Source organism: Rhizobium sp. BT-226 (assembly GCF_025847085.2).
Classification (GTDB): Bacteria; Pseudomonadota; Alphaproteobacteria; order Rhizobiales; family Rhizobiaceae; genus Rhizobium; species Rhizobium sophorae.
On record NZ_JAOYTI010000002.1, the window covers coordinates 259,319 to 286,233 of the forward strand.

25 protein-coding genes are annotated in these 26,915 nt (G+C 61.9%); 17 read left to right on the forward strand and 8 right to left on the reverse strand.

Translation table 11 applies throughout. The features are described 5' to 3' along the window. Nucleotides 1-67: 67 nt before the first annotated feature. From lptF to rsmA, 6 genes are all read left to right on the forward strand, one after another. Nucleotides 68-1,249 (forward strand): LPS export ABC transporter permease LptF, encoded by a 1,182-nt coding sequence (lptF, locus tag OIU37_RS11390; RefSeq protein ID WP_171600967.1) that lies wholly within the window; start codon nucleotides 68-70, stop codon nucleotides 1,247-1,249. Next, nucleotides 1,246-2,334: an LPS export ABC transporter permease LptG gene (gene lptG, locus OIU37_RS11395; RefSeq protein ID WP_171600968.1), complete on the forward strand. Its 1,089-nt coding sequence runs from the start codon at nucleotides 1,246-1,248 to the stop codon at nucleotides 2,332-2,334. The genes lptF and lptG overlap by 4 nt, the downstream gene beginning before the upstream one ends. Beyond that, nucleotides 2,334-4,661 carry an LPS-assembly protein LptD gene (locus OIU37_RS11400; RefSeq protein ID WP_180693289.1) on the forward strand — a complete coding sequence of 776 codons (2,328 nt, stop codon included), beginning with the start codon at nucleotides 2,334-2,336 and terminating at the stop codon, nucleotides 4,659-4,661. Before lptG ends, OIU37_RS11400 begins: the two co-directional genes overlap by 1 nt. 184 nt (nucleotides 4,662-4,845) lie before the next feature. Beyond that, on the forward strand, nucleotides 4,846-5,790 hold the full coding sequence (locus OIU37_RS11405; RefSeq protein WP_168309802.1) for a peptidylprolyl isomerase: 945 nt from the start codon (nucleotides 4,846-4,848) through the stop codon (nucleotides 5,788-5,790). 6 nt (nucleotides 5,791-5,796) lie between these two features. Further along, nucleotides 5,797-6,825, forward strand: coding sequence for a 4-hydroxythreonine-4-phosphate dehydrogenase PdxA (gene pdxA / locus OIU37_RS11410; RefSeq protein ID WP_264257544.1), 1,029 nt, complete (start codon nucleotides 5,797-5,799; stop codon nucleotides 6,823-6,825). Next, nucleotides 6,825-7,652, forward strand: a complete 828-nt coding sequence (gene rsmA, locus OIU37_RS11415) for a 16S rRNA (adenine(1518)-N(6)/adenine(1519)-N(6))-dimethyltransferase RsmA (RefSeq protein ID WP_264257545.1) — start codon at nucleotides 6,825-6,827, stop codon at nucleotides 7,650-7,652. Before pdxA ends, rsmA begins: the two co-directional genes overlap by 1 nt. Nucleotides 7,653-7,699: 47 nt before the next feature. Here the strand turns inward: rsmA and gmk are convergent, their stop codons facing one another. The 7 genes from gmk to fabD all read right to left on the reverse strand — a co-directional run bounded on the left by gmk (nucleotide 7,700) and on the right by fabD (nucleotide 14,263). Continuing rightward, complete coding sequence (gene gmk, locus OIU37_RS11420) at nucleotides 7,700-8,362, reverse strand: guanylate kinase (RefSeq protein ID WP_171600972.1); 663 nt, start codon at nucleotides 8,360-8,362, stop codon at nucleotides 7,700-7,702. Nucleotides 8,363-8,365: 3 nt separating this feature from the next. Continuing rightward, nucleotides 8,366-9,253 carry a YicC/YloC family endoribonuclease gene (locus OIU37_RS11425; protein ID WP_171600973.1) on the reverse strand — a complete coding sequence of 296 codons (888 nt, stop codon included), beginning with the start codon at nucleotides 9,251-9,253 and terminating at the stop codon, nucleotides 8,366-8,368. A gap of 18 nt (nucleotides 9,254-9,271) precedes the next feature. Further along, nucleotides 9,272-10,489 carry an endolytic transglycosylase MltG gene (gene mltG, locus OIU37_RS11430; protein ID WP_171600974.1) on the reverse strand — a complete coding sequence of 406 codons (1,218 nt, stop codon included), beginning with the start codon at nucleotides 10,487-10,489 and terminating at the stop codon, nucleotides 9,272-9,274. Between the two features lie 182 nt (nucleotides 10,490-10,671). Continuing rightward, entirely contained in the window at nucleotides 10,672-11,934 is a 1,263-nt protein-coding gene (fabF, locus tag OIU37_RS11435; RefSeq protein WP_018447415.1) for a beta-ketoacyl-ACP synthase II, read from the reverse strand. A 93-nt stretch (nucleotides 11,935-12,027) separates the two neighbouring features. After that, nucleotides 12,028-12,264, reverse strand: coding sequence for an acyl carrier protein (locus OIU37_RS11440; RefSeq protein WP_003547058.1), 237 nt, complete (start codon nucleotides 12,262-12,264; stop codon nucleotides 12,028-12,030). Between the two features lie 286 nt (nucleotides 12,265-12,550). Then, nucleotides 12,551-13,288 carry a 3-oxoacyl-[acyl-carrier-protein] reductase gene (fabG, locus tag OIU37_RS11445; protein WP_264257546.1) on the reverse strand — a complete coding sequence of 246 codons (738 nt, stop codon included), beginning with the start codon at nucleotides 13,286-13,288 and terminating at the stop codon, nucleotides 12,551-12,553. Between the two features lie 30 nt (nucleotides 13,289-13,318). Further along, nucleotides 13,319-14,263: an ACP S-malonyltransferase gene (gene fabD / locus OIU37_RS11450; protein WP_264257547.1), complete on the reverse strand. Its 945-nt coding sequence runs from the start codon at nucleotides 14,261-14,263 to the stop codon at nucleotides 13,319-13,321. A gap of 213 nt (nucleotides 14,264-14,476) precedes the next feature. Between fabD and OIU37_RS11455 the strand changes: the two genes are divergently transcribed. From OIU37_RS11455 to alr, 7 genes are all read left to right on the forward strand, one after another. After that, on the forward strand, nucleotides 14,477-15,520 hold the full coding sequence (locus OIU37_RS11455) for an aldo/keto reductase (RefSeq protein WP_264257548.1): 1,044 nt from the start codon (nucleotides 14,477-14,479) through the stop codon (nucleotides 15,518-15,520). 315 nt (nucleotides 15,521-15,835) lie between these two features. Beyond that, nucleotides 15,836-16,303, forward strand: a complete 468-nt coding sequence (gene rpsF, locus OIU37_RS11460; protein ID WP_003547040.1) for a 30S ribosomal protein S6 — start codon at nucleotides 15,836-15,838, stop codon at nucleotides 16,301-16,303. 14 nt (nucleotides 16,304-16,317) lie between these two features. Continuing rightward, nucleotides 16,318-16,566 (forward strand): 30S ribosomal protein S18, encoded by a 249-nt coding sequence (gene rpsR, locus OIU37_RS11465; protein WP_168309793.1) that lies wholly within the window; start codon nucleotides 16,318-16,320, stop codon nucleotides 16,564-16,566. A gap of 157 nt (nucleotides 16,567-16,723) precedes the next feature. Next, nucleotides 16,724-17,710 carry a DUF2232 domain-containing protein gene (locus OIU37_RS11470; protein ID WP_264257549.1) on the forward strand — a complete coding sequence of 329 codons (987 nt, stop codon included), beginning with the start codon at nucleotides 16,724-16,726 and terminating at the stop codon, nucleotides 17,708-17,710. Nucleotides 17,711-17,732: 22 nt separating this feature from the next. Continuing rightward, on the forward strand, nucleotides 17,733-18,311 hold the full coding sequence (rplI, locus tag OIU37_RS11475) for a 50S ribosomal protein L9 (protein WP_017990922.1): 579 nt from the start codon (nucleotides 17,733-17,735) through the stop codon (nucleotides 18,309-18,311). Between the two features lie 374 nt (nucleotides 18,312-18,685). Continuing rightward, nucleotides 18,686-20,182 carry a replicative DNA helicase gene (locus OIU37_RS11480; RefSeq protein WP_180694226.1) on the forward strand — a complete coding sequence of 499 codons (1,497 nt, stop codon included), beginning with the start codon at nucleotides 18,686-18,688 and terminating at the stop codon, nucleotides 20,180-20,182. Nucleotides 20,183-20,271: 89 nt separating this feature from the next. Then, on the forward strand, nucleotides 20,272-21,441 hold the full coding sequence (alr, locus tag OIU37_RS11485; protein ID WP_264258463.1) for an alanine racemase: 1,170 nt from the start codon (nucleotides 20,272-20,274) through the stop codon (nucleotides 21,439-21,441). A 9-nt stretch (nucleotides 21,442-21,450) separates the two neighbouring features. Here alr and OIU37_RS11490 read toward each other — a convergent pair whose 3' ends face one another. Next, nucleotides 21,451-22,086, reverse strand: coding sequence for a LysE family translocator (locus tag OIU37_RS11490; RefSeq protein WP_264257550.1), 636 nt, complete (start codon nucleotides 22,084-22,086; stop codon nucleotides 21,451-21,453). Between the two features lie 163 nt (nucleotides 22,087-22,249). Here OIU37_RS11490 and radA point away from each other — a divergent pair, with 163 nt between their 5' ends. The 4 genes from radA (at nucleotide 22,250) to OIU37_RS11510 (ending at nucleotide 26,825) form a co-directional block, all read left to right on the forward strand. After that, nucleotides 22,250-23,650 carry a DNA repair protein RadA gene (radA, locus tag OIU37_RS11495; protein WP_025393959.1) on the forward strand — a complete coding sequence of 467 codons (1,401 nt, stop codon included), beginning with the start codon at nucleotides 22,250-22,252 and terminating at the stop codon, nucleotides 23,648-23,650. Between the two features lie 90 nt (nucleotides 23,651-23,740). Next, nucleotides 23,741-24,367, forward strand: a complete 627-nt coding sequence (locus OIU37_RS11500; RefSeq protein ID WP_264257551.1) for a CvpA family protein — start codon at nucleotides 23,741-23,743, stop codon at nucleotides 24,365-24,367. A 148-nt stretch (nucleotides 24,368-24,515) separates the two neighbouring features. After that, nucleotides 24,516-26,006, forward strand: a complete 1,491-nt coding sequence (gene purF, locus OIU37_RS11505; protein WP_171600982.1) for an amidophosphoribosyltransferase — start codon at nucleotides 24,516-24,518, stop codon at nucleotides 26,004-26,006. Between the two features lie 78 nt (nucleotides 26,007-26,084). Continuing rightward, a complete protein-coding gene (locus OIU37_RS11510) occupies nucleotides 26,085-26,825 on the forward strand; it encodes an SDR family NAD(P)-dependent oxidoreductase (protein ID WP_180693300.1) in 741 nt (246 codons plus the stop codon). Nucleotides 26,826-26,915: the final 90 nt, after the last annotated feature.

A 26,915-nucleotide genomic window follows, 5' to 3' on the forward strand; every position in this document is an offset into this window, starting at 1 on the left:
CGACAAAGAGCGTAGAGGGATTCTCCTGCAAAGCCGTTTGGGCGTGCAGGTGCTTTCAAGGGCAGGCATGAAACTACTCGAAACATACATATTGCGGCGCGTCGGCCAGATGTTTCTCGTGGCGCTCCTGCCCGTTCTGGCGATCATTTGGACGACTCAGGTTCTGCAGCGCATCAATCTGGTCACCGACAGCGGCCAGTCGATCGGCTCGTTCGCCAAGCTGGCGACGATGATTCTGCCGTCGATCATTCCTGTCGTGCTGCCCTTCGCCCTCGTTATCGCGATCACCCAGACGCTGACGACGATGAACAATGATTCCGAGCTCACCGTCATCGACGCGGCCGGGGCGCGGCGCAGCGTGCTGATCCGCCCGATCCTGCTGCTCGCCGCTGTCATCAGCGTCTTTTCCTTCTTCGTCGACAACGTCGTCGAGCCGCGCGCAAAGACCGTCGTGCGCCAGATGATCGCCGAGACCTATGCTGACCTCCTCTCTTCGGTGATCGAAGAAAAGACCTTCCGCAAGCTCGATGAAGGCCTCTATGTGCAGATCTCGCAGCGGATGGCGGGCCGCATGCTGAAAGGGCTTTTTGTCGCCGACGAGCGCGACCCGGCCTACGAACTGATCTATTATGCGAAGGAAGGCGCCGTCGACGACACGGGCACGACGCTGATCATGCATGAAGGCGAAGTGCATCGCAAAACGCCCGATGGCAACGTCTCGGTCATCAATTTCGATTCCTATTCCTTCGACCTCTCGGACATGACGGAGAATCGCGGTCAGGCGACGCTGCGCGCCAGCGACCGTGACCTGTGGTTCCTGTTCAATCCGGATCCCACCGACAAGGACTATACGATCCGGCCGCAAAGCTATCGCGCCGAACTGCATCGGCGGCTGACCGACTGGATCCTGCCTGTCGTTTTTGCGCTGTTTTCACTGGCGATCGCCGGCGATGCGCGCTCGCACCGCGAAGCGCGGCTGCATCCGATGGTGAGCGCTCTCGCCTATGCCTTCGCGATGCGATGGGCGGCCTTCTACGCGGCCAATCAGATCGACACCGACCCTGAATATATCGCCGTCCTCTACGCCATCCCGATCGTCAGCAGCATCGTCTCGATCGTCTTCCTCGGCCTGCACAAACGACTGGTCATGCCTTCGTTCATCCGCGACCGGATTTCGTCGTTCTGGAGACGGATGCAGGAAAGGCTGCTTGCCGCAACCGGCCGGACCGGCGGGGGCGCTGCCCAATGATGTTCGGGACATTGTCGCGTTATTTCTTTCGCCGCTACCTGGTGACGATGGGCTGGTTCCTGATCGGCGTCTCGGCGATTTCTTTCCTCCTCGATTTCAGCGAGACGGCCGGCCGCATGTCCGGCCTTCCCGGCTACACGATCGGCGGCGGCATCCTGATGACCGCCGTGCGCCTGCCGCTCATCCTGCAGCAAACAGTACCCTTCATCGCGCTGTTCGTCGGCATGACGGTGCTGATCGGGCTCAACCGCAAATATGAGCTCGTCGTGACGCGCGCCGCCGGTATTTCGGTCTGGCAGTTCATGTTCCCCTTCATCGCCGGCTCGCTGCTGCTCGGCCTGCTGACGATGACGGCACTCAACCCGCTTGCCGCCTGGGGACAGCGCCAGGCGCTGCTGGTCGAATCCGACTGGCGCGGCGAGAACGCGGTTCTGCGCAAGGCGCCGCAGATCCCGTGGCTGCGCCAGATCAGCGGCCGGGACGATGTCATCATCGGCGCCCAGACGGTTCAGGAGAACGGAACCAAGCTGATCGACGCGGTGCTGATCCATTTCGATTCACGCGGTCAGGTCATTCTGAGACAGGACGCCGCCACGGCAAAATTGGAAGATGGTTACTGGCAACTTAACACCGTTGTCGAGCGCAAGCCTGGCGAAATCCCCGTGCGTAAAGCTTCGGTTCAACTTCGCACCAATCTGAAACAGGACTTCGTCCAGGAGCGGCTGACAGCGCCGGAAACAATTGGTTTCTTTGACCTTTCCAACCGGATTGCGGCGGCCAAATCCTTCGGCATCTCGACCAAGGCGCTGGAGACGCAATTCAACTCCCTGTTGTCCCAGCCATTGCTGCTGGTGGCCATGACTTTCATAGCCGCAACAGTGTCCCTAAAATTTAGCCGGTTCAACCAATCCCGCTCCGTGATTCTGGGTGGCATCCTTTCGGGCTTCATGCTTTATGTCATCACCGTGCTTGTAAAGGCATTCGGAAGCAGTGGAGTCGTGCCTCCCTTCGTGGCGACGTGGATACCGGTGGTCGTCGCGCTGGCCTTGGGTGCGACTATTCTGCTTCATCAGGAGGACGGCTAGTGGCGGCAGGCGACCGCAAGTATTTTAGTAAACAGCTGGTTGCCCTGCTTGTCGGTGCGGCTTTATGTTCCTATTTCGGCAGCGCCCCGGCCTCTTTCGGCCAGGCCAGCGCGCCCGAACAAAATATAGAGAAGAATATTCCCGAAGGGGCCAAGCTCCTGCTTTCGGCCAATGAACTCGTCTATAACCGTGACGCCGACCTGGTGTCGGCGGTCGGCGGCGTGCAGATCAACTATGGCGGCTATAAAATGGTCGCGCAGAAGGTCGAGTACAATCAGAAGACCGGCCGGATGATGGCGCTCGGCAATGTCGAGCTCGTCAGCCCCGACGGCAATCGTATCTATGCCGATAACCTTGACGTGACCGACAATTTTGCCGACGGGTTCCTGAACTCGCTGCGCATCGAGACCGCCGACAACACGCGTATCGTTGCCGAAAGCGGCGAGCGCGTCGGCGGCACGTTGATGATTCTCAACAAGGGCGTCTACACGGCCTGCCTTCCCTGCGCCGAAGATCCGAAGCGCGCGCCCTTCTGGCAGGTCAAGGCCCAGCGGGTGATCCAGAACGGCGAGACGCATACGATCCGGCTGGAGAGAGCGCGCTTCGAGCTGCTCGGCCATCCGATTGCCTTCCTGCCGTTCATCGAAGTTCCCGACAATACGGTGAAACGCAAGTCCGGCTTTCTGTTTCCGACGATGAGCCTGTCGCAGAATCTCGGCTTCGGTCTTTCCGTTCCTTATTACTATGTGATCTCGCCGAGCATGGACGCGACGGTCACCGCCACGGGCTACACCGCCCAGGGCTTCCTCATCGAAGGCGAATTTCGCCAACGCTTTGAAAATGGCACGCATATTCTGCGCGTCGCCGGTATCGACCAGGCAAAGCCGGGCAACTTCAGCTCCGGCACCAGCGATGCCGAAGCCGACCAGCGTGGCATGGTGGCTTCGAAGGCCGAATTCCGCATCAATCCCCGCTGGACGTTCGGCTGGGACGTCATGATGCAGAGCGACAACAATTTCTCGAAAACGTACAAGCTCCGGGGCCTGACCGGTACGGATCGTACCAACCAGATCTACCTGACAGGGCTCGGGAAACGCAATTATTTCGACATGCGGGCGTTCTATTTCGACGTCCAGGATGCCGATCGGACGAATACCGCTGAAAAGCAGCAGGCAATCGTCTATCCGTCGCTCGACTATCACTATGTGGCGCCGCAGCCGCTTGCCGGCGGCGAGCTTTCGGCGGATGTCAACCTGACGAATATTTCGCGCACACATGATGACTTCTATACCGTCGACGGCTTCGACCGCTTCCGTGGCCTGAAAGGCCAGACCTCGCGGCTGACCGCCGAGCTGCAATGGAAGCGCACCTACGTTACGCCGACCGGCCTGGTGATCACGCCGTTGCTGGCCGCGCGCGGCGATGCCTTCGCGTTGAACATGGATGATCCGACCGGCTATACCGGCAATTACGTCGACGGCAATTCCGCCACCCGCTCGATGTTCACAGCCGGGCTGGAGATGCGTTATCCGATCTTGATGACGACGGAAAACAGCACCCATATCCTCGAGCCGATCGCACAGATCTATGCCCGCCCCGACGAGCAGCTGGCAGGCCGCCTGCCGAACGAGGATGCGCAAAGCTTCGTCTTCGACGCCACCTCGCTGTTCGACCGCGACAAGTTCTCGGGTTACGACCGGGTCGAAGGCGGTACCCGCGCCAATGTCGGCGTTCAGTACACCGGTACATTCGACAGCGGTTACAAGCTGCACGGCATCTTCGGCCAATCCTATCAGATCGCCGGCCAGAACTCGTTTGCGACCGATGACCTCGTCAATGTCGGCGCGGATTCGGGCCTCGAAACCGACCGCTCCGATTATGTCGGCCTTGGCGGCGTCGAAACACCGTACGGCGTTTCCGTCGCTGCCTCCTACCGGCTCGACGAAAAAGATTTCGAATTCCGCCGCGGCGATCTGACGACGGCCTACCAGAACGACACCTTCTCGACGCAGCTGACCTACACTCATCTCAGCGCCCAGCCGGCATATGGATTCGCCGAGGACAATGACGAGATCCAGACCAACAGCAGCGTCAAGTTCAAGGATTACTGGTCGATTTTCGGCGGCATTGCCTGGGATCTGAACAATGATGTGATCAGCCGGCGGACGATCGGCCTCTCTTATGACGACGAATGCACGATCTTCACGATCGCCTATACGGACAGCAGAGATTCCGACGACGAGTCGGGAAGCGACTGGACGATCGGCGCACGGCTGACCTTCCGCACGCTCGGCGACATCAAGATCGGTTCCGACACCCTCGAATGACGGGCGATCGGCGCAAACATGGCCTGAAGCCATTCTTTCGCCGTAAGCCTGTGCAGGACATTGCCGCCAGTCGGTATCTGAGGCATAGGGGTTTCGCGCCGTGACGGAAGCGATTTCAGCGTGTCTCGCACTGTGGTAAGAACGCCGCGAACAACGTCTCGCGGCGCTATCGGGAGGTCAACAGATGATTGACGCGAAAAAAGCCATAACCAAGTTCCTCGCCGGGGCAGCGCTTGCATTGCTGACGGGCCTTGCCGGTCCAGCGCTTGCGGCCAGTGAAGTCAAGGCCGTGGTGAACGGCACCGCCATCACCAGCGGCGATGTCGCCAAGCGCCAGGCCTTCCTGCGCCTGCAGCATACGAAGGCCGATGCCAAGACCGCCCAGGAGCAATTGATCGACGAGACGCTCAAGCGGCAGGAAGTCGCCCGCGTCCGTATGTCGGTTTCGCAGCAGGACGTCGATGCGTCTTTCGCGCGCTTTTCGAGCGGCAACAAGCTGTCCCCCGAGCAGATGTCGCAGATCCTCGATCGCGCCGGCGTCGGCGTCGATCATTTCAAGGGTTTCATCGCCGTGCAGATGAGCTGGCCGCGCGTCGTCAACGCCCGCTACGGCTCGACCTCGCGGCTGTCGAACTATGATCTCGTCTCGCGCATGATGCAGAACAACAAGCAGAAGCCGGTGACGACGGAATATATGCTGCAGCAGATCATCTTCGTCATTCCGCAAGCCAAGCGAGGCGCCATCACCGGCAAGCGCAAGGGCGAGGCCGAGGCGTCGCGCTCCAAATTTCCGGGTTGCGATCAGGCAAAGGTGTTTGCGGCGACGATGCGCGACGTTTCCGTGCGCGATCTCGGCCGCATGCTCGCCCCCGAGATCCCGCCGGATTGGAAGCCGCTGGTCGAGCAGGCCAAGGGCAACACGACAGGGACCCGCGTCACCGACAAGGGCGTCGAATATCTGGCGATCTGCAGCCAGCGGCAGGTCTCCGACGACCAGGCCGCCGAAATGGTCTTCCGCCAGGAAGATCTCGACAAGTCCAAGGCCGGCAAGGATGCCAGCCCGGAAAACGAAAACAGCAAGAAATACCTGGATGAACTGCGCAAAAAGGCGCAGATCGCCTATCGCTGACCGACAATGGCGATACCGTTTTCGCGACCGCTTGCGCTGAGCCAGGGCGACCCCGCCGGCATCGGGCCGGATATTACTCTGATGGCCTGGCTCCGGCGGCGTGAACTCGGGCTGCCGCCTTTCTTCCTGATCGGCGACCCCGATGTTCTGGCGTTGAGAGCCCGCCAGCTCAATCTGGCGGTTTCGATCCGCGAGACCGATGAAGCCGGCAGGGCCGCCGGCATGTTTGCCGATGCGCTGCCCGTCATGACCATACCGGCCGGTATCGAGGTCGTGGCCGGCGAACCGCATGCGGCAACGGCGAAAGGCACGATCGCGTCGATCGAGAAAGCCGTGTCGCTTGTCATTGACGGCGAGGCGCTCGCAGTCGTTACCAATCCGATCGCCAAGGCCGTGCTTTACGAGGCGGGTTTCCGGTTTCCCGGCCATACCGAATTTCTCGCCGATCTCGCCGCCAGGGCGACCGGCCGGCCGGCGATACCGGTGATGATGCTATCCGGACCGAAGCTCCGGGCCATTCCCGTCACCATCCATATTCCGGTCCGCGACGTGCCGCAGGCGCTGACGGGCGACCTGATCACGGAAACCTGCCGGATCGCCCATGAAGATCTGAGGCAGCGCTTCGGCATCGAGGCGCCGCGGCTCGCCGTTGCCGGCCTCAACCCGCATGCGGGCGAAGGTGGGGCGATCGGTACGGAGGACGAGGACGTCATCCGTCCGGCGATCGAGCGCCTGCGCGACGAGGGCATCGATGCGATCGGCCCCCTGCCCGCCGATACGATGTTCCATGACGAGGCGCGGGCGCGATACGACGTCGCCGTCTGCATGTATCACGATCAGGCGCTGATCCCGGCCAAAGCACTTGGTTTCGACGACAGCGTCAACGTGACGCTCGGGCTTCCCTTCGTGCGCACCTCGCCGGATCACGGCACCGCTTTCGGCATTGCCGGCAAGGGACTGGCGCGCGAGCACAGCCTCGTTGCGGCGCTGAAGCTCGCCGCCCAGCTCGGCCGCAGCGCGGAAAGCCGCCGCTGATGGCAGCACTCGATGGCCTGCCGCCGCTTCGCGACGTCATCCAGCGTCACGGCCTCGATGCACGCAAGGCGCTCGGGCAGAACTTCCTGCTCGACCTCAACCTCACGCAGAAGATCGCCCGCACGGCGGGGGCGCTCGAAGATGCGACCGTCTTCGAGGTCGGCCCCGGCCCCGGCGGGTTGACGCGCGCGATCCTGGCACTCGGCGCCAAGAAGGTCATCGCCATCGAGCGAGATGCGCGCTGCCTGCCGGCGCTCGCCGAAATTGCCGATCACTATCCCGGCCGGCTGGAGGTGATCGAAGGCGATGCGCTGAAGACGGATTTCGAGGCGCTGGCGCCGGAAGGCCCGGTCAAGATCATCGCCAACCTGCCCTATAATGTCGGCACGCAGCTATTGGTCAACTGGCTGTTGCCGAAAGCCTGGCCGCCCTTCTGGCAATCCCTGACGCTGATGTTCCAGAAGGAGGTCGGCGAGCGTATCGTCGCCAACGAAGACGACGACCATTACGGCCGTCTCGGCGTGCTCTGTGGCTGGCGGACGGAGGCACGCATGGCCTTCGACGTGCCGCCGCAGGCCTTCACGCCGCCGCCGAAAGTGACGTCGACGGTAGTGCAGCTGACGCCGCGCGAAAATACCATCCCCTGCGCTGTCGGCAATCTGGAAAAGGTGACACAGGCGGCCTTCGGCCAGCGCCGCAAGATGCTGCGCCAAAGCCTGAAACCGCTTGGCGGCGAGAGCCTGCTCGTCAAGGCCGGGATCGATCCGGCGCGTCGGGCGGAAACCTTGTCCGTCGAGGAATTCTGCCTTCTCGCAAACAGCCTGTAGGCAACTCCAGCAACGTCTGAAGCGGCTTTCCCAGGACATGCGCTAATTTAAAGCGACGGCGTCTCTTCCAGCAACTCGCGGACGAAGTCGAACATACCATGGCGGCGGTCGCGGCGCAGGCGTTCGGCCTTGACGATCGACTGGACGGCGTCGAGGGCGGCGTTGAGATCGTCATTGACGATGACATAGTCGTATTCGCGCCAGTGGGCGATCTCGGCGCGGCTGTTGGCGAGGCGCGTCTGGATGACCTCTTCGGAATCCTCGGCACGGCGGTGCAGCCGCGACTGAAGCTCGGTCATGGTCGGCGGCAGCACGAAGATCGAGACGACGTCGGCCGACATCTTCTCCTGCAATTGCTGGGCGCCCTGCCAATCGATGTCGAAGAGCATGTCGCGGCCTTCGGCCATGGCCTGCTCGACCGGCTCGCGCGGCGTGCCGTAGAAATTGCCATGCACCTCGGCCCATTCGAGCAGCGCGTCGCTATCGCGCAGCCGCTCGAACTCGCGCACACTCTTGAAGTGGTAATGCACATCCTCGACTTCGCTCGGGCGGCGCTGGCGCGTGGTGACGCTGACGGAAAGGCCGATTTGCCTGTCGGTCTCCAGCAGCGTGCGCGCGATGGTGGACTTGCCGGCGCCGGACGGCGACGAGATAACAAGCATCAGACCGCGGCGGGCGATCTGCACGGGCGAGGAGTTCGCCGGTTTCATGTCTTACTCCAAATTCTGGACCTGCTCGCGGAACTGGTCGATCACGACTTTCAGCTCGATGCCGGCGGCGGTGACCGCCGAGGCATTCGACTTCGAGCAGATGGTATTCGATTCGCGGTTAAATTCCTGTGCAAGGAAGTCCAGCCGGCGCCCGGCGGGGCCACCTTTCACCAGGAGATCACGCGCTGCGGCGATATGAGCCTTCAGACGATCGATTTCCTCGCGCAGATCCGCCTTGGTCGCCAACAGCGCGGCTTCGGCGTGCAGCCTTTCGCGGTCGAGCGCGGCCATGCCGTCCATCAACAAGGCGACCTGCGCGGCAAGCCGGGCCGCGATCTCCTGTGGCGAGCGCGACGGATCGGCCTCGATCGTCCGCGTCAGGCCTTCGATCGTCGTGACGTGGTCGTGAAGAATGCGGGCCAGCGCCGACCCTTCCTGTTCGCGCATTGCTCTCAGATCGGCAAGCGCGGCCAGCAGGCCGGCGGCGATATCGGCGTCACGGGCAGCAAGCGCCTCCTCGCCATCCTCGCTTTCGCGGAATTCGACGATGCCGCGCACTAGAAGCAGCGTATCGAGCTTCAGCGGCGCCGGATCGATGACACCGTCCAGCTGCTCGCGCATGGCCAGCACGGCGGCAAGCGCTTGCCTGTTCAGCACCGCCTCGAAACGGTTCTCGTCGGCGGTGACGGATAGGGATGCCTGCAGGTTGCCGCGGCTGAAGCTTTCACCGGCAAGGCGCCGGACCTCTGCCTCCATACGCTCGAGGCCGGGCGGTAGGCGCAGACGCAGGTCGAGGCCCTTGCCGTTGACCGAGCGCAGTTCCCATGCCCAGCGCCAGCGGCCGCTCGTTCCCTCGCGCCGCGCAAAACCGGTCATGGACTGCAAAGCCATGCGAGCCTCCCGAAAGTCTCAGTTGATCTTCTTTTTCTTCGGCGGCGCTACGGTCGCGCCATTATCCGCCGGCTGCTCTTCCGGCTGGCCGTCGACTGCGATGTTCGGGTCCGAACCCTTGTCAGCTTCGAGCTTGCGCCAGCGCTTGACGTTGGCATTGTGCTCCTCGAGCGTCGCAGCGAAAACATGGCCACCGGTACCGTCGGCGACGAAATAGAGATCCTGCGTCTTCCAGGGATTGGCGACGGCTTCCAGCGCATCCTTGCCGGGATTGGCGATCGGCGTCGGCGGCAGACCCTTGATGACATAGGTGTTGTAAGGCGTGTCCCGCTTCAGGTCCGACTGGTAGATCGGCCGGTCAGCCGGTTTGCCCTCGCCGCCGAAGAGGCCGTAGATGATCGTCGGGTCGGACTGCAGGCGCATGCCCTTGCCGAGCCGGTTCAGGAAAACGGAGGCGACATGGGCACGCTCGTCGGGAACACCGGTTTCCTTTTCGACGATCGAGGCGAGTGTCACGAACTCCTCCTTGGATCGCAGCGGCAGCGAGGAGTCGCGCTTGTCCCAGATCTGATCGACGAGCTTCTGCTGCGCAGCCGCCATCTGTTCGACGATCTCCGAGCGTTTGGTGCCGCGCGAGAATTTGTAGGTATCCGGACGCAGACTGCCCTCGGTCGGCAGTGCCGCCGGCAAATCGCCTTCCAGCACGGTATCCTGCAGCATACGATCGAACATCTGGCGGACCGTCAGCCCCTCGGGGAAGGAAACGGAATAAAGAATGGACTTGCCCGATTTCAGCAGCTCCATGATATCCCTCATGGAGGCCCTCGCCTTGATCTCGTATTCACCCGCCTTCAAGCTCTCACCGGCAGAAAGATGCGTTGCCGTGAGATAGCGGAAGATGCGGGCATCGCTGATGATCGCGTTGCGCTCGAGGTTTGAGGCGATTTCGGTCAGACCAGCGCCGTTGCGGACGATGAAATTGGTGTTGGTCTGCAGCGGACCCGGGTTCCGATAGGTCGATGTGGCATAGTAGAAGCCGATGACGGCGACAACGCAGACCAGAACCGCCATCGTCATGATGAAGTTCAGGAAAAGAACGACCTGGCCGCGGGCTTTCTTGGACCGCTTCGGCGGCTCCGGAACGCGCTCCGGACGCAGGGCTTCGCTCGGCGACTTCGGGATAATCGGTCCCTTCTGCGCCTGGGTATCGTTGCTCTGGTTCGTCGTATCGCTCACCGGCAATCCTCTAAAACTTGACCCTCACTTCGCTATTTCGCGAAGCAATGCGGCAAAAGCAGGTTCTGCCGCCGTTCAACGAGCCGCTGACGGTCGTTATGCTTTCGCACGCCCGCTTACGCAACGTAGAGGACGGCCGGTCTGCGGTGCAAGGGAGGCCCGTCACACCGCTTGCAGAACTCTTATTGCGCGTAACGGCGCAGTACGAGCGATGCATTCGTGCCGCCGAATCCGAATGAGTTGGACAGCGCCACGTTGATTTCTCGTTCACGCGCCTTGTGCGGAACAAGATCGATCGCCGTCTCCCGTTCGGGATTGTCGAGATTGAGCGTCGGCGGCGCGATATTGTCGCGAATGGCGAGCGTGGTGAAGATCGCCTCGATGGCGCCTGCAGCACCGAGAAGGTGTCCTGTCGCCGACTTGGTCGAGGACATGGAGATCTTCGACGCCGCATTGCCGACCAGCCGCTCGACGGCGCCGAGTTCGATCGTGTCGGCCATGGTCGAGGTACCGTGTGCATTGATGTAATCGATATCGGCCGGCGTCAGCCCGGCGCGCTTCAGCGCCATCGCCATGCAGCGGCCGGCGCCCTCGCCATCTTCGGACGGCGCGGTGATGTGATAGGCGTCGCCCGACAGGCCATAGCCGACGATTTCGGCGTAAATCCTGGCGCCGCGCGCCTTGGCGTGTTCCAGTTCCTCGAGCACGACGATGCCGGCGCCCTCGCCCATGACGAAGCCGTCGCGGTCGCGATCATAGGGGCGTGACGCCTTCTGCGGATCGTCGTTGTGCTGGGTCGACAGCGCCTTGCAGGCGGCAAAGCCTGCAAGCGAAATGCGGCTGACAGGGGATTCCGTGCCGCCGGCGACCATGACGTCAGCATCACCCAGCGCAATCAGCCGCGCCGCATCGCCGATCGCATGCGCACCTGTCGAGCAGGCGGTGACGACCGAATGATTGGGTCCGCGCAGCTTGTGGCGGATCGAGACCTGGCCGGAGACGAGGTTGATCAGGCGACCGGGAATGAAGAAGGGGGAGATGCGGCGCGGGCCTTTGTCGCGCAGGGTATAACCCGCTTCGACGATGCCTTCGATGCCGCCGATGCCGGAGCCGATCAGCACGCCGGTGGCGATCTGGTCCTCATCAGTTTCAGGATGCCAGCCGGCATCGGCAAGCGCCATGTCGGCGGCGGCCATGCCGTAGATGATGAAGGGATCGACCTTGCGCTGCTCCTTCGGCTCCATCCACTGATCGACATTGAAGGTGCCGTCGGTGCCGTCACCGATAGGAATGCGGCAGGCGATCTTGGCGGGAAGGTCGTCGACCTCGAATTCGGTGACGAGGCGGGCGCCGTTCTGACCGGCAAGCAGCCGGGACCACGTCACCTCGGTTCCGCATCCCAAGGGTGATACCATGCCGGTACCGGTGATGACGACACGTCTCATCGCGTGCTTTCCCCCGTCTCTTATGTTCTATGGAGAAATATGCCGAAAAGAAAAGGGCGGACTCCAAGCCCGCCCTTTCTCAAATTTACAGGATCAGGCCTGGGCCTTCTCAATAAACTTCACGGCATCGCCGACCGTCAGGATCGAGTCGGCAGCGTCGTCAGGAATTTCAACACCGAATTCTTCTTCGAAAGCCATGACAAGTTCGACCGTGTCGAGCGAGTCAGCGCCCAGATCGTCGATAAAGCTGGCGCTCTCGACGACCTTGTCGGCATCAACGCCAAGATGATCAATAACAATTTTCTTTACGCGTTCTGCGATATCGCTCATGTCGGTTTCCTCGACCTTATGTCCTGATCGGAATGCCGTTGCGGCACCCCTACCCTGTTTCAGCCTGCGATGTTTTCAGACATCCTCGGCAAACTCGTTTACCCGGCTTCAGAGATGTCCCAGGCTTGCAAAAAGCCCGCCGGTCCGTCTGCTTTCTCGGGACGACTGTTGACAGTCATGGCCCGCTTAACATGCTTTATGTCTGCCGCAAAGCCAGAAAATCAACGCTTCGTGATTGCTCAACATGCTATTGGCGGAAATATTCCCATGCCAACAGTTTGTCGTTTCAGATCATCGCCATGCCGCCGTTTACGTGCAGCGTCTGGCCCGTCATATAAGCGGCCTCGGAGGACGCAAGGTAAGCGACTGCCGAAGCGACCTCGCCGCCCGTGCCCATGCGCTTCATCGGGATCGCTCCCATGATCGCTTCCTTCTGCTTGTCGTTCAGCTTGCCGGTCATGGCGCTTTCGATGAAACCGGGCGCCACGCAATTGACCGTCACGTTGCGGGTGGCGATCTCCTGCGCCAGGGACTTGGTGAAGCCGATCATGCCGGCCTTGGAGGCGCAGTAATTGGCCTGGCCCGGATTGCCGGTGACGCCGACGACGGAGGTGATGTTGATGATGCGGCCATAGCGGCGGCGCATCATCGGATGCGTCAATTCGCGCGTCAGGCGGAAGGTCGACGTCAGGTTCACCTCGATGACGCTGTCCCAATCCTCGTCGTTCATGCGCACGAACAGGCCGTCGCGGGTGATGCCGGCATTGTTGACGAGGATGTCGACGCCTTCGAGGTCGGCTTCGGCCTTCTGACCGAGCGCCTTGACCTCGTCGCGGTCGGAGAGGTTGGCCGGGAAGATCTTGACGCGCTCGCCGAGATCGGCGGCCAGCGCTTCCAGCTTTTCGACGCGGGTACCGTGCAGGCCAACGACGGCCCCCTGCTTATGAAGAAGGCGGGCGATTTCCTCGCCGATACCGCCCGATGCGCCGGTGACGAGAGCCTTGCGGCCGGAAAGATCGAACATAGAAACGTTCCTTATATCTGGAGATACCAATCAGGCCATGAGGGCGGCGATGGCCGCGTCGATATCCGCCGGACCGTTGACGGAGATGCCGTTGATCGTCTTGTCGATGCGGCGGGCAAGGCCGGTCAGCACCTTGCCGGAACCGAGTTCATAAAGCGTCGTCACGCCATTTCCGGCGAACCATTCCACCGTCTCGCGCCAGCGGACCTGACCGGTCACCTGCTCGACCAGCAGGCCGGCGATCTCGTCGGCGCCGGTCACCGGGGCGGCACGGACATTGGCGATGACGGGCACGACGGGATCGGACTTGGCGACCTTTGCCAGCGCTTCGCGCATGGCATCGGCGGCGGGCGCCATCAGCGTCGAATGGAACGGAGCAGAGACCGGCAACAGAATGGCGCGCTTGGCGCCCTTGTCGGTCGCAAGGGCCGCCGCCTTTTCGACGGCTGCCTTCTCGCCCGAGATGACAATCTGGCCGCCGCCATTGTCGTTGGCGATCTGGCAGGCGCCGACGGCGGCCGCTGCCTCGCAGACGGCAACGACGTCGGCATGTTCGAGGCCGATGATCGCGGCCATGGCGCCGACGCCGACGGGGACGGCGGCCTGCATGGCATTGCCGCGGATGCGCAACAGCCGCGCGGTGTCGGCGAGCGAAAAGGTGCCGGCGGCGCAAAGTGCCGAATATTCGCCGAGCGAGTGGCCGGCGACGTAGGCGACCTTGGACTTCAGATCCAGCCCTTTGGCTTCGAGAACGCGGATAACGGCGATGGAGACGGCCATCAGCGCCGGCTGGGCGTTCGCCGTCAAGGTCAACGTATCCTCGGGACCGTTGAACATGACGTCCGATAGCTTTTCACCAAGCGCCTCATCGACCTCTTGGAAAACGGCGTGGGCTTCGGTAAAATTTTCGGCGAGATCCTTGCCCATGCCGACGGCCTGGCTGCCCTGACCGGGAAAAGTGAAAGCAATGGTCATTCTCATGTCCCTGGCTGATGCCCTGATTGCGCCCCTTAAGGCTGTTTTGCCTCCAATTGACATTCTTTCCGGCAGAGTCAAGTGGCGGCTCATTCTCCGCAAAGCCTTTCGCGCGCGCGCGAAAGCCCGGTTTTTGCTCTTGCGCTCCGCCAAATCCAGCCTAGATTTGCGCAGACCTTCCCAAGGCTTTCACCTCTCTCCCAAGGTTTCTCCATGAAGTACAATTCACTAGGCCGCACCGAGATTTCCGTTTCAGAGATTTGCCTTGGCACCATGACCTGGGGCTCGCAGAACAGCGAAGCCGATGCCCATGCGCAGATGGATTACGCCGTCGAAAAGGGCGTCAATTTCTTCGATACGGCCGAACTTTATCCGACGACCCCGGTTTCGGCCGCGACACAGGGCTGGACGGAAGACTATATCGGCAGCTGGTTCGAGAAGACCGGCAAGCGCGGCGATATCGTGCTCGCCACCAAGGTCGCCGGCCGCGGCCGCGATTATCTGCGCGGCGGCGAAGGTGCCGATGCGAAGAATATCCGCCTGGCGCTCGAGGCCAGCCTGACGCGGCTGAAGACGGACTATGTCGACCTCTACCAGATCCACTGGCCGAACCGCGGCCATTTCCATTTCCGCCAGAACTGGAGCTACAATCCGTTCACCCAGGATCGCGACAAGGCCGTCGCCAATATGCTCGACATCCTGGAAACACTCGGCGCTCTGGTGAAGGAAGGCAAGATCCGCGCGATCGGCCTTTCCAACGAAACCACCTGGGGCATACAGAAATATCTGACGCTCTCCGAACAGAAGAGCCTGCCGCGGGTCGCCAGCGTCCAGAACGAATACAACCTGCTCTACCGCCATTTCGATCTCGATCTCGCCGAACTCTCGCATCACGAGGATGTCGGGCTGCTCGCCTATTCGCCGCTCGCCGGCGGCATCCTGTCCGGCAAATATATCGACGGCGGCAGGCCGAAAGGTTCGCGCGGCTCGATCAACCACGATATCGGCGGTCGCCTGCAGCCGCTGCAGGAGCCCGCGACTAAAGCCTATCTGGAGATCGCCGCAACATATGGCCTCGACCCGGCAGCAATGGCGCTGGCCTTCTGCCTGTCACGTCCCTTCATGGCCTCGGTCATCATCGGCGCCACCTCGATGGAGCAGTTGAAAATCGATATCGGCGCGGCCGACATTACGCTTTCGAACGAGATCCTGGCGGAAATCGCCAAGGTGCACCGGCAGTATCCGCTGACGCTTTGATCATATTTGTTTGGCGCCTGCCCGATGCCGACCATTGGCCTGCATCGGGTTCGGGTGTCCGATTGCGCTTGCCTTTGCCCAAAAAATCCGTATAAGCCGCCCTGTTCGTTAACCCGGTCTTCTGGCTGGTGGCTGAACGGAGGGCCGGTTTCCTCACGGAAATCGTTCGGAACGGAAGCGTTCCAGCCTCCCGTGTCTCCGCTCTCGACCGTCTCGGAAACGCTTTCTTGCCTGGGCCCGCCCAATCAGGAGCAGTCGTTGAGGCTTAGCCGCCGAATATCGGGTTGAACCAAACGCAAGAAAGGCAAAGCTGTCATGGCTCTTTATGAACATGTATTCCTTGCCCGGCAGGATATTTCCGCTCAGCAGGTCGATGCCCTCGTAGAACAGTACAAGGGTGTGATCGAAGCGAATGGCGGTAAGGTCGGGCGTATCGAGAACTGGGGCCTCAAGTCCCTCACCTACCGCATCAAGAAGAACCGCAAGGCGCACTACGCCCTGATGGACATCGATGCACCGGCTGCTGCCGTCCAGGAAATGGAACGTCAGATGCGCATCAGCGAAGACGTTCTTCGCTACATGACCATTGCCGTCGAGAAGCATGAAGAAGGTCCGTCTGCCATGATGCAGAAGCGCGACCGTGACGACCGTCCGCGCGAAGGCGGCCGTGGCCCGCGTGAAGGCGGCTTCGGCGATCGTGACCGCGGCCCGCGTCCGCCGCGTGAAGGTGGCTTCGGCGACCGCGACGACCGTCCGCGCCGTCCGCGCGAAGACCGTGTATAAGGGAGATCTGAGATATGTCTGAAACTTCCTCCGCTCAGGTTCGCCGCCCGTTCCATCGCCGCCGCAAGACGTGCCCGTTCTCCGGCGCCAACGCGCCGCGGATCGACTACAAGGACGTACGCCTGCTGCAGCGCTACATTTCCGAGCGCGGCAAGATCGTTCCGTCCCGCATCACGGCCGTTTCCCAGAAGAAGCAGCGCGAACTCGCCCAGGCGATCAAGCGCGCCCGTTTCCTCGGCCTGCTGCCCTACGTCGTCGCCTGATCGGCTGACGTGACCAAGTCATGAGGGAAGGCACTCGTGCCTTCCCTTCTCCCTTCCGCGATGGGCGCGGATCGGAACTCTTAAAACCCATGTTGAGACGTTTCTGAATTCGATTCAGCAACATCCTCTAACTGCTTGATGAAGCAGGACAGCGACCTTGAAACGACCGAACATTAAAACGCTGCTGATCGGCGCACTCGCCGGATTGACCGCCGCCCTGCTGGTGCTGGGCGCGAGCATGCAGCCGTCGTTTTTCAGCGCGCTTCTCTACACCGCCTCGGCTCTGCCGATCCTGATCGTCGGGCTTGGCTGGGGCAATACCGCCGCGGTCTCGGCCGTCGTCAGCGCCGCAGCACTCGGCGCGATCTTGATCTCGCCTTCCTTCGCGCTGATCATGACGATGGTGACGCTGCTGCCGGCCGGTTGGCTCAGCCATCTCGCCAATCTGGCGCGTCCGGCCGCCGAACTCGGCGGACCCGACCATCTGCTTGCCTGGTACCCGCTCTCCGATATCCTGCTGCATCTTTGCGGTCTGGTGACGCTCGCCGTCATCGTCATCGGTGTGATCATCGGCTACGGACCTGAGATCACCGATCCGATCGTCGATCTGCTGATCACCTCGCTTAAGCAGCAGCAGCCGGAATTCATGCCCGATCCGGCAGCGACCGCGCAGACCAAGTCGCTGATCCTGCTGATGCTGCCGGCTTTGCAGGGCGGCATGTGGGTCAGCACGCTGTTTGCCGCCTATTATTTTGCCGTGCGCATCGTTGCAGCCTCCGGCCGCGGCCTTCGTCCGCGCGAGGATATTCCCTCGTCGCTGCGGATGAACCGCAACTCGATCTTCATCTTCCTGGCCGGGCTTGCCGCCTGCTTCTTCGGCGGCGTCCCGGCGCTGGTCGGTGCGACCGTGATCGGCGCCTTCGGCGCCGGTTTCATGCTTTCCGGTTTCGCCTCGCTGCATTTCCGCACGCGCGGCAAGGATTGGCGCATACCGGCCCTCATCCTCTGCTATCTGGCCTCGACGCTCATGCTGCTGCCAGCTCTGCTCATCCTCGTCCTCGGTCTCAGCGATACGCGCAAGGCGATCGCACTGACCCCGACGAAAGATGCTGACGCCCCCAAACAATCCGATACGAAAATCTGAGACACAAGAAAGGAAAAAGAAAATGGAAGTCATCCTTCTCGAACGCATCTCCAAGCTCGGCCAGATGGGCGAAACCGTAAAGGTTCGCGACGGCTTTGCCCGCAACTACCTGCTGCCGCTCGGCAAGGCGCTACGCGCCAACGCCGCCAACAAGACCCGCTTCGAAGCCGAGCGCGCGACACTCGAAGCCCGCAATCTCGAGCGCAAGTCGGAAGCCCAGACGGTCGCCGACGTTCTCGACGGCAAGTCCTTCATCGTCGTGCGTTCCGCCGGCGAAACCGGCCAGCTCTACGGTTCGGTTGCTGCCCGTGACGTCGTCGAGATTCTCGCCGCCGAAGGCTTCAACATCGGCCGCAACCAGGTTCACCTCAACACGCCGATCAAGTCGATCGGCCTGCACAAGGTCGAGCTGCAGCTGCATGCCGAAGTCGAAATCCACGTCGAGCTGAACGTTGCGCGTTCTGCCGAAGAGGCAGAGCGCCAGTCCAAGGGCGAAGAACTCACCTCGGTCGACGCGATCTACGGCGTCGACGAAGACGCGCTGCGTCCGGAAGACTTCTTCGATCCGGAAGCTGACGGCGTCGACGAAGACGAAGCATAATTCTCGTCGGAGCGATCCGCGTGAAGGAAAGCCCGGCCACCGCGCCGGGCTTTTTCGTTTCCAACCCTTCGATATGAGCTGCCGATCGGTTCGCTTTTTTAAGGGGATCTTCCGGATGTTTTTGCTGCGTGCCTTATCGCATCGCGCTAAAATGACATTCTCCGAAACGGATGGGCTGAGTCGGCGCCATACCGTGTCGTGCGGGTGACACTGCCAGTATTTCTCCTTTGTGTCGCCCAAGACTGTGGAGAAGTCGAACAACGTGCACAGCGTTCAGGATTTAGGCGAAGCGAGCCCCCGCTCCTTTCGTAGCCTCTTGATTTTCGCGTCCGGAATTGCAAATCCGGAGCTGGAAAAAGACAGAACGGATGATGATGAACGACGCCGCTCGAAAGATTACAGCTGTTGCCCCGTCGGAGCAGCATTATCGCGAAGCACCCAACAATATCGAAGCCGAGCAGGCGCTTCTGGGTGCGATCCTGATGAACAACGACGCCTATTACCGGGTGTCGGATTTCCTGAAGCCGATCCATCTCTATGAACCGCTGCATCGGAAGATCTTCGAGGTTGCCGGCGATATCATCCGCATGGGCAAGATCGCCAATCCGGTGACGATCAAGACCTTCCTGAAGGCCGACGAGAAGGTCGGCGACATGACGGTTTCGCAATATCTGGCGAGCCTGGTCAGCAATGCCGTCACCGTCATCAATGCCGAGGATTACGGCCGGGCGATCTACGACCTGGCGCTGCGCCGGGCGCTGATCACCATCGGCGAGGACGTCGTCAACATCGCCTATGACGCGCCGCTCGACATGCCGCCGCAGTCGCAGATCGAGGATACCGAACGCCGCCTCTTCGAACTGGCGGAAAACGGCCGCTACGACGGCGGCTTCCAAGCCTTCAACGATGCGGTTGCGCTGGCGATCGACATGGCGGCCGTCGCCAAGGAACGTGACGGCGGGCTTTCCGGCATTTCCACCGGCATCCATTCGCTGGATTCCAAGATGGGCGGCCTGCAGCGGTCGGACTTGATCGTGCTTGCCGGACGCCCCGGCATGGGCAAGACCTCGCTTGCCACCAACATCGCCTACAATATCGCCGCCGCCTACGAAGGCGAAGTCCAGTCGGACGGCACCATGAAGGCGAAGAACGGCGGCGTCGTCGGCTTCTATTCGCTCGAAATGTCGTCCGAACAGCTCGCCACACGTATCATCTCCGAGCAGACCGAAGTCTCCTCCTCGAAGATCCGCCGCGGCGATATCAACGATGCCGATTTCGAAAAGCTCGTCGCCTGCTCGATGATGATGCAGAAGGTGCCGCTTTATATCGACCAGACCGGCGGTATCTCGATTGCCCAGCTTTCGGCCCGCGCGCGCCGTCTGAAGCGCCAGCGCGGCCTCGACGTGCTTGTGGTCGACTACATTCAGCTGATGACCGGCTCGGGCAAATCCAGCGACAACCGCGTGCAGGAAATCACCCAGATCACCACCGGCCTGAAGGCGCTCGGCAAGGAGCTCAACGTTCCGATCATCGCGCTGTCTCAGCTCTCGCGCCAGGTTGAAAGCCGCGACGACAAGCGGCCGCAGCTTTCCGACCTTCGCGAATCCGGCTCGATCGAGCAGGACGCCGACGTCGTGCTCTTCGTGTTCCGCGAGGAATATTACGTCAAGAATTCGGAGCCGCGCGACATCCACGATCCCAAATATCCGGAATGGGAAGCGCTGTTCGACAAGGTCAAGGGCACGGCCGACGTCATCATCGCCAAGCAGCGCCACGGGCCGACGGGCACCGTGAAGCTCGCCTTCCAGTCGGAATTCACGCGCTTTGCCGATCTCGCCGATCCCTCCTTCACCCAATATGAAGAGCACTGATCGCGCGGATGCTGCGTGCAGCGCCGGGCTTTCCCTTGACATAGTTGACCTTTAAACTGGCCGGAGAATCCTTCTCCGGCCTCTTTTCGATGCGGATCATGAGCGAATTTTTCGACGCCCCCGAAGATGACAATTTTGCCTCGGCAGGCCTGCGGCTGACCGTCGACCTGACCGCCCTGACGGAGAACTGGCACGACATGGCGCGCCGCTCCGGTGCGGCGCGCACCTCTGCGGTCGTCAAGGCGGATGCCTATGGCATGGGCATCGAGGATGCCGGCGAAGCGCTCTATATGGCAGGCGCGCGCGACTTCTTCGTCGCGACCGTCGACGAGGGCGTGACGCTTCGCCTCTATGCGCCCGAGGCGCGCATCTTCGTGCTTTCCGGAATCTGGCCGGGCACCGAGCGGCGCTTCTTCGACAATGATCTGGTGCCGGTGATTTCCTCCGACGAACAGCTCGCCTTCTGGATGGCGGTGCTTGCCGATTACGGCGACTACCCCTGCGCGCTGCATGTCGATACCGGCTTCAATCGGCTCGGACTGCATATCGACGATGCGATCGCGCTCGCCGACGACGTCTCGCGGCCGGCGAGCTTCGCGCCCGTGCTTGTCATGAGCCACCTCGCCTGTGCCGACGATCCCACCCATGCGATGAACCGGCAGCAGCTCGAATCATTCCACAGGGTTAGCGCCGCTTATGAAGGCATCGATTCAAGCCTTGCCGCCTCGGCCGGCATCTTTCTCGGCGAGGATTATCACTTCGACCTGACCCGCCCCGGCATCGCGCTCTATGGCGGCGAAGCGGTCTGCGGCATGGCGAACCCGATGCGGCCGGTGGCGACGGCGGAAGCGCGTATCATCCAGGTGCGCAGCGTCGAAGCCGGCGAGACTGTCAGCTATGGGCGAGCGCTGCAGCTTCGCCGTGAAAGCCGGCTGGCGATCGCCTCTGCCGGTTATGCCGACGGCTACATGCGCAGCCAGTCGAGCGGCGGCGTGCCGCTGCGCCAGGTGGTGCCGCAAGGCGGGCAAGGTTTCATCGCCGGACGCACGGTTCCAGTTGCCGGCCGGATCACCATGGACCTGACCATCTTCGATATCACCGACCTGCCTGACAATGCCGTGCGCGCCGGGGATTATGTCGAGCTGTTCGGAAAGAACCTGCCGGTGGACGATGTGGCGCGGACATCCGGCACAATCGGATATGAGATCCTGACCAGCATGGGGCTGCGCCACGAGCGGCGCTACCTGGCCGAGGAATAGCCTTCCTATTCAGCGGCTGCTGAGGGCGAGACGGACGCCGAGCGCCACGAAAAGTGCACCGAGGCCGCGATCGAGCCAGAGGCCGATTTTTTGATTATGCCTGATTGCATCCGCAAGGCGCCCGCCGAGAAGGACGAGCGGCGGTTCGATGAAGGCGGCGACGACGATGATAAGCCCGCCATGCAGCATGAGCTGCGCCCATGCCGGCCCTGCCCCTTCGACGACGAATTGCGGCAGGAAGGCCAGGAAGAATATCGCCACTTTCGGATTGAGCAGCGACACCAGAATTCCCTGCCGGTAGATTCTTGCAACCGGCAAACTTTCACCGGCAGCCCTTATCAGGCCATCGCCGCCACCGGAGCGCAAAGCCTGAATGCCGAGCCAGACGAGGTAGGCGGCACCAATCCATTTGACGGTGGAGAAGGCGACGGCGGAAGCGGCAAGTATGGCGGAGAGACCGAGTGCGGCCATCAGCACATGCAGGCAGGCGCCGGACCAGACGCCGAACAGCGCGGAAAAACCGGCGCGTTTTCCGCTTCTCATCGTGTGGCCGAGGATGAAGGCGATGTCGGGGCCGGGCGAGAGATTGAGCAGAACCGCCGCCGACAGAAATGCAAGCCAGTGCGCAAATGAATAATCGAACATCTTCCACCGTTCCGGATAAGCAGCGGCCAAGGATAGGCACGGGTGCGCTGATGGGGAAATCATTAGTTTTGATCCGTCGCGATAGCCATTATCTCAAGCACGACAATGATTCGGTGAAGCGGCGCGTCGTTTCACTCGGGAACCCGGACTGAAAGAGTAATTGATGGCGAAGGCCAGGACACAATTCATCTGCCAGAGTTGCGGCACGGTTCATAACCGCTGGGCCGGCAAATGCGAGAACTGCGGCGAGTGGAACACCATCGTCGAGGAAGATCCGATGGGCGGGATCGGCTCCGGTCCCGGTAAGACGCCGAAGAAGGGCCGACCGGTGGCGCTGACGGCACTCTCCGGCGAGATCGAGGAGGCGCCGCGCATCCATACCGCAATGTCGGAGCTCGACCGAGCGCTCGGCGGCGGTTTCGTACGCGGTTCGGCGGTGCTGATCGGCGGCGATCCCGGCATCGGCAAATCGACGCTGCTGATGCAGGCCGCCGCCGCCCTTGCGCGGCGCGGCCACAAGATCATCTACGTCTCCGGCGAAGAAGCCGTGGCGCAGGTCCGACTGCGGGCGCAACGCCTTGCAGCGGCCGATACCGATGTGATGCTGGCGGCCGAAACTAATGTCGAGGATATTCTGGCGACGCTCGCCGAGGGCAAGCGGCCGGACCTCGTCATCATCGATTCCATCCAGACGCTGTGGAGCGAACTTGCCGAATCCGCGCCGGGGACGGTGACGCAGGTGCGCACCGGGGTGCAGGCAATGATCCGTTTCGCCAAGCAGACGGGGGCAGCCATGGTGCTCGTCGGCCACGTGACCAAGGACGGACAGATTGCCGGGCCGCGCGTCGTCGAGCACATGGTCGATGCCGTGCTCTATTTCGAAGGCGACCGCGGCCATCACTACCGCATCCTGCGCACAGTCAAGAACCGCTTCGGCCCGACCGACGAGATCGGCGTCTTCGAAATGTCCGACAGAGGCTTGCGCGAAGTTGCTAATCCTTCCGAGCTCTTCCTTGGTGAGCGCAACGAAAAATCGCCGGGTGCTGCTGTCTTTGCGGGGATGGAGGGCACCCGCCCCATTCTCGTCGAGGTGCAGGCGCTGGTGGCCCCAACCTCGCTCGGCACGCCGCGGCGCGCCGTGGTCGGCTGGGATTCGGCACGGCTCTCTATGATCCTGGCGGTGCTGGAAGCCCATTGCGGCGTCCGGCTCGGCCAGCACGACGTCTATCTCAACGTCGCGGGCGGTTACCGCATCTCCGAGCCAGCGGCTGATCTTGCCGTCGCCTCGGCGCTCGTTTCCTCGCTTGCCGGTATTGCCCTTCCTGCCGATTGCGTCTATTTCGGCGAAGTCAGCCTGTCGGGCGCCATCCGGCCGGTTGCGCACACCGCCCAGCGCCTCAAGGAAGCCGAGAAGCTGGGTTTTTCCGCAGCGCTGCTTCCGTCCGCCTCCGCCGAATTGCCGAAGGGCTCCGGCGGGCGCTGGAGCGAAGTCGCAAGCCTGCCGGATCTGGTCGCGCGCATCGCCGGGTCGAAGGGAGCGCTGCGTGTGGAAGACGAGGTTTGATCCTTTCATTGCCGGGAATGGTGATGATATAGGAGGCACACGATAAGGCACGACACGGCCGCCAAGCGGCAGTCCTGGAGTTGAATTTACATGCCCATTACGATTTTCGACGGTATTGTCATCGGCGTCGTGCTCTTCTCCGCCGTGCTGGCGATGGTCCGCGGCTTTTCACGCGAGATTCTTTCGATCGCGAGCTGGGGCGGTTCGGCCGCCGCTGCCTATTATCTCTATCCGTACCTGCTGCCCTATGCGAAGAAATATACCGATGACGACCGTATCGCGATCGTCGGTTCGGCAGCGGTCGTCTTCCTGATCGCGCTCATCGTCATTTCCTTCATCACGATGAAGATCGCGGATTTCATCATCGACAGCCGTGTCGGCGCGCTCGACCGCACGCTCGGCTTCCTGTTCGGGGCAGCGCGCGGCGTGCTGCTCCTGGTCGTTGCCGTCGCCTTCTGGAATTGGCTGGTCGATGCCGACCACCGTCCGACCTGGGTCAACGAAGCGAAGTCGAAACCGTTCCTGGATTCGATGGTCGTGAAGCTGAAATCGGTTCTGCCGGAGCAATTTGCCCAGATGATACCGGAAAGCATCCGTGATAAGCTGCAGCCGCCGGCACAGGGCGCCAAAGGTACCACTCCGCCGACGGGCGACCAGGCTCCGGCGGAAGACGCACCGACCGCGCCTGCGGACGGCGCGCAACAGCCGGCGAATTGACACAGTGTTCAAGAGCTTGACCCGCCTTCCGGCAATCGCCATTTGAGCGGGACGTGAAATGAGGGTCCGGCCGGGCATTCCAGCTCCGCCGGGCTCAGCTATTTCTGGAAATGCCGATCCATTCTTGTGAGAGCAGAGGCCCGCAGAAATGAACCAGTCCCATTCCTTCCCGACCGACGATCCGCTCGACGGAGATACGCTACATGAAGAATGCGGGGTTTTCGGAATTCTGGGACATCCGGATGCCGCCGCGCTCACGGCTCTCGGCCTGCATGCTCTGCAGCACCGCGGGCAGGAAGCGGCCGGTATCGTCTCCTTCGACGGCAAGCGCTTCTACCAGGAACGCCACATGGGCCTCGTCGGCGACCACTATACCAATCCGATGACGCTTGCCCGCCTGCCCGGCAGCATTACGATCGGTCATACCCGCTACTCGACAACCGGCGAAGTGGCCATGCGCAACGTGCAGCCGCTCTTTGCCGAACTGGAAGAAGGCGGCATTGCCATTGCCCATAACGGCAATTTCACCAACGGCCTGACGCTGCGCCGCCAGATCATCGCGACCGGCGCCATCTGTCAGTCGACCTCCGATACCGAAGTCGTCCTTCACCTCATCGCCCGTTCCCGCCACGCTTCCACGTCCGACCGCTTCATCGATGCCATTCGCCAGATGGAAGGCGGCTATTCGATGCTCGCCATGACGCGCACCAAGCTGATTGCCGCGCGCGACCCGACCGGCATCCGCCCACTGGTGATGGGCGAACTCGACGGCAAGCCGATCTTCTGCTCGGAGACCTGCGCGCTCGACATTATCGGCGCCAAGTTCATCCGCGACGTGGAGAACGGCGAGGTCGTCATCTGTGAAATCCAGGCTGACGGCTCGATCAGCATCGATGCGCGCAAGCCCAGCAAGCCACAGCCGGAGCGCCTCTGCCTGTTCGAATATGTCTATTTCGCCCGCCCGGACTCGGTCGTCGGCGGCCGCAACGTCTATACGACGCGCAAAAGCATGGGCATGAACCTTGCCAAGGAATCGCCCGTCGATGCCGACGTCATCGTGCCGGTGCCGGATGGCGGCACGCCGGCGGCGCTCGGCTATGCGCAGCAGAGCGGCATTCCCTTCGAATACGGCATCATCCGCAACCACTATGTCGGGCGCACCTTCATCGAGCCGACCCAGCAGATCCGCGCCTTCGGTGTGAAGCTGAAGCACTCGGCCAACCGGGCGATGATCGAAGGCAAGCGCGTGGTGCTGGTTGATGATTCCATCGTGCGTGGCACGACGTCCCTTAAGATCGTCCAGATGATCCGTGAAGCTGGGGCGCGCGAAGTCCATGTCCGCGTCGCAAGCCCGATGATCTTCTTCCCGGATTTCTACGGCATCGACACGCCTGACGCGGACAAGCTGCTGGCAAACCAATATGCCGATGTCGAAGCCATGGCGAAATATATTGGTGCGGATTCGCTCGCCTTCCTGTCGATCGACGGCCTCTATCGTGCCGTTGGCGGTGAGGACCGCAACCCGGCCCGGCCGCAGTTCACCGACCACTATTTTACCGGCGACTATCCGACCCGCCTGCTCGACAAGAACGGCGAGTCCATGGGCAACAAGATTTCCATGCTTGCCAGCAACGGCTGACACGGCGCGCCGGTTTTTCCATTGTCCATTCCGAGGGGTGCATCGCACCCCTCTCCCTTCGTGAGGGAACACAACATCATGAATATCAATCTTGAGGGCAAGATCGCACTCGTCACCGGTGCGTCGCGCGGCATCGGCTATTTCACGGCGCTGGAACTTGCCAAAGCCGGCGCCCATGTGATTGCCTGCGCACGCACGGTCGGCGGGCTCGAGGATCTCGACGATGCGATCAAGGCCGTCGGCGGCACGGCGACGCTCGTGCCCTTCGACCTTGCCGATATGAACGCGATCGACGCGCTCGGCGGCTCGATCTTCGAACGCTGGGGCAAGCTTGACATCCTCGTCGCCAATGCCGGCGTGCTCGGCGTCATTTCGCCGATCGGCCATATCGAGGCGAAGGTGTTCGAGAAGGTGATGACCATCAACGTCACCGCAACATGGCGGCTGATCCGCTCGGTCGACCCGCTGCTGGCCCGCTCGGATGCCGGCCGTGCGGTGATCCTCTCTTCGGGTGCTGCCCATAAGTGCCGCCCCTTCTGGGGCGCCTATTCCGCTTCCAAGGCTGCGGTCGAAGCGCTGGCACGCACATGGGCGGGTGAAAGTCAAAACACCCCGCTGCGGGTCACCAGCGTCGATCCGGGTGCGACACGCACGGCGATGCGGGCGCAGGCGGTGCCCGGCGAAGATCCGCAGTCGCTGCCGCATCCCTCCGAAGTGGCGAAGGCAATCCTGCCGTTGCTCGGGCCTGGTGTGACGGAGACGGGCAAGCTGTTCATCGTCCGGGAGAACAAGCTCGTCGATTATCGCCTGCCGGAATAAGTCACTGCATAACTCCTTAAATCGGTACCGATTTAAGGATAAAATTATGCAGAGTTCAAAGTGCTACAGCGTCCTTTGCGGCTCTCGAAA

What these genes read in the sequence shown, in the direction of transcription:
- lptF (WP_171600967.1), top strand. Translation starts at nt 68, where the DNA reads ATGAAACTACTCGAAACATACATATTGCGGCGCGTCGGCCAGATGTTT.
- lptG (WP_171600968.1), top strand. Translation starts at nt 1,246, where the DNA reads ATGATGTTCGGGACATTGTCGCGTTATTTCTTTCGCCGCTACCTGGTG.
- OIU37_RS11405 (WP_168309802.1), top strand. Translation starts at nt 4,846, where the DNA reads ATGATTGACGCGAAAAAAGCCATAACCAAGTTCCTCGCCGGGGCAGCG.
- pdxA (WP_264257544.1), top strand. Translation starts at nt 5,797, where the DNA reads ATGGCGATACCGTTTTCGCGACCGCTTGCGCTGAGCCAGGGCGACCCC.
- rsmA (WP_264257545.1), top strand. Translation starts at nt 6,825, where the DNA reads ATGGCAGCACTCGATGGCCTGCCGCCGCTTCGCGACGTCATCCAGCGT.
- gmk (WP_171600972.1), bottom strand. Translation starts at nt 8,362, where the DNA reads ATGAAACCGGCGAACTCCTCGCCCGTGCAGATCGCCCGCCGCGGTCTG.
- OIU37_RS11425 (WP_171600973.1), bottom strand. Translation starts at nt 9,253, where the DNA reads ATGGCTTTGCAGTCCATGACCGGTTTTGCGCGGCGCGAGGGAACGAGC.
- fabF (WP_018447415.1), bottom strand. Translation starts at nt 11,934, where the DNA reads ATGAGACGTGTCGTCATCACCGGTACCGGCATGGTATCACCCTTGGGA.
- OIU37_RS11440 (WP_003547058.1), bottom strand. Translation starts at nt 12,264, where the DNA reads ATGAGCGATATCGCAGAACGCGTAAAGAAAATTGTTATTGATCATCTT.
- fabG (WP_264257546.1), bottom strand. Translation starts at nt 13,288, where the DNA reads ATGTTCGATCTTTCCGGCCGCAAGGCTCTCGTCACCGGCGCATCGGGC.
- fabD (WP_264257547.1), bottom strand. Translation starts at nt 14,263, where the DNA reads ATGACCATTGCTTTCACTTTTCCCGGTCAGGGCAGCCAGGCCGTCGGC.
- OIU37_RS11455 (WP_264257548.1), top strand. Translation starts at nt 14,477, where the DNA reads ATGAAGTACAATTCACTAGGCCGCACCGAGATTTCCGTTTCAGAGATT.
- rpsF (WP_003547040.1), top strand. Translation starts at nt 15,836, where the DNA reads ATGGCTCTTTATGAACATGTATTCCTTGCCCGGCAGGATATTTCCGCT.
- rpsR (WP_168309793.1), top strand. Translation starts at nt 16,318, where the DNA reads ATGTCTGAAACTTCCTCCGCTCAGGTTCGCCGCCCGTTCCATCGCCGC.
- rplI (WP_017990922.1), top strand. Translation starts at nt 17,733, where the DNA reads ATGGAAGTCATCCTTCTCGAACGCATCTCCAAGCTCGGCCAGATGGGC.
- OIU37_RS11480 (WP_180694226.1), top strand. Translation starts at nt 18,686, where the DNA reads ATGAACGACGCCGCTCGAAAGATTACAGCTGTTGCCCCGTCGGAGCAG.
- alr (WP_264258463.1), top strand. Translation starts at nt 20,272, where the DNA reads ATGCGGATCATGAGCGAATTTTTCGACGCCCCCGAAGATGACAATTTT.
- OIU37_RS11490 (WP_264257550.1), bottom strand. Translation starts at nt 22,086, where the DNA reads ATGTTCGATTATTCATTTGCGCACTGGCTTGCATTTCTGTCGGCGGCG.
- radA (WP_025393959.1), top strand. Translation starts at nt 22,250, where the DNA reads ATGGCGAAGGCCAGGACACAATTCATCTGCCAGAGTTGCGGCACGGTT.
- OIU37_RS11500 (WP_264257551.1), top strand. Translation starts at nt 23,741, where the DNA reads ATGCCCATTACGATTTTCGACGGTATTGTCATCGGCGTCGTGCTCTTC.
- purF (WP_171600982.1), top strand. Translation starts at nt 24,516, where the DNA reads ATGAACCAGTCCCATTCCTTCCCGACCGACGATCCGCTCGACGGAGAT.
- OIU37_RS11510 (WP_180693300.1), top strand. Translation starts at nt 26,085, where the DNA reads ATGAATATCAATCTTGAGGGCAAGATCGCACTCGTCACCGGTGCGTCG.